Annotated in this window: 1 protein-coding gene and 1 pseudogene; both read left to right on the forward strand. The window is 62.1% G+C overall.

What is annotated here, in order from left to right; translation table 11 throughout:
- A pseudogene (locus ACZYOF_RS43690) lies at positions 1–110 on the forward strand (IS5/IS1182 family transposase); the annotation flags it as partial.
- A 570-nt stretch (positions 111–680) separates the two neighbouring features.
- On the forward strand, positions 681–1,244 hold the full coding sequence (locus ACZYOF_RS43695) for a PepSY domain-containing protein (RefSeq protein ID WP_463719581.1): 564 nt from the start codon (positions 681–683) through the stop codon (positions 1,242–1,244).
- The last annotated feature ends 253 nt before the right edge of the window (positions 1,245–1,497 follow it).

Below are 1,497 nucleotides of genomic sequence, written 5' to 3' on the forward strand. Positions count from 1 at the left end.
GCTTCTCGAAACTGAAGCGTTTCAGGCGCGTTGCTACGCGCTACGAAAAAACCGCACGAAATTACTTCGCTGTCGTCGCTATCGCCGCAACTCTGCTCTGGCTAAGATAACTGTCCACGCGACCTAGTGCTCACGCCGTCGCAGACTTCGATCGGCGCAACCCGTGTCTTCCTGGCCCCCAAGCCCGGCTTGCGCTGTTCGGACGGCCGGCCCGGACACGGGTCGGCCGTGTCCTTTCGGCGCACGAACGCAACGCGCGGTCGTCGTCCCGACCAGGAAGGATCCTCTCATTGGCCCCCGCCCTGTTGCAAAGATGCATCCAACTCGTGGTCGTCGGTCTTGCGATTACGGCGCTGTCATGCACAGCGCGAGCCGGTGCAGAAGATCGGGGAACGCCGGAAGAGCGCGAGGCCTGCACACCCGATGTCTTCCGATTTTGCTCCGGTTCCATCCCGGACACCGACCAGATTGTTTCGTGCCTTCACGCAAATAAGCGGCGGTTGAGCGAAAAATGCCGCGGTGTGATGTCGGTTCGGAACTCAAAAATGCCGGATCGAAGTACCAAATGATGAGAGATGCACGTCTGCAGATCAGATGCTTTGAGTCACGGAGGAGGATCGATGGTGAGTCCGCGTACGCTCTCCACGAGGGCGATGTCCAGAACGACACGGCGTCTGCTCGTGATCGGTCTGCTGACGCTGCTCGCATCCGCGCCCTCGTTCGCTGTCGCCGCCCCTTCTGCTCCTGAGGCTTCTTCCGGCCAGGAGCAGGCCACCGAGCCTGACGACAAGGCGGTCGCCCACCAAATAGAGCTGTTCCGGACCGCCCAGGTCTCGCTCAGCCGGGCCATCGAGATCGCCGAGCGGGCGCATACCGGCGCGAGGACCTCCGATGTCAGCTTCGATGGGGGATCGGGTGCGCCGGTGTACCGGGTCAGGACGTTTCATGACGGCCAGCTCTGGGAACATGCCATCGATGCTGCCACCGGCGAGATCTCGACGGATCGGCTGGTGTCGTCCCTGAAGGAACTCAATGCGGAGGACCGCACCAATATCGCCTCGCTGTCGGGTGTTGACCAGCAGTTATCGGATGCAGTGCGGGTAGCGGAACGCGCCGCCTCGGGCAAGGCAATCAGCGGAGGCCTGACACGCGAACGCGGCAAGCTGAGCTTCGTGGTCATCATCGTCAGCGGACTGGATCTGAAGCAGGTGATCCTCGAACCGCCCCGCCGTAAGGGGCGTTGAGGCTCAACCCTTCTCCCCTTGTGGGAGAAGGTGGCGCGAAAGTCCTGACCGGCTACATGGGTAACAGAATAGACCGGCGACATGGGTAACAGGTCAACTGGTCGGCAAGGAGGACCTTGCCGATGCGGTGGAAGGAGACCTGTACCGTGGAAGAGCGGATGCGGTTTGTGGTGGCGGTTGAGAAGCGCGAGGAATCGTTTGCGGCGACCTGCCGGCGGTTCGGCGTGAGCCGCCGGATCGGGTACAAGTGGCT

This window comes from Bradyrhizobium sp. LeoA1Lang (assembly GCF_055413685.1).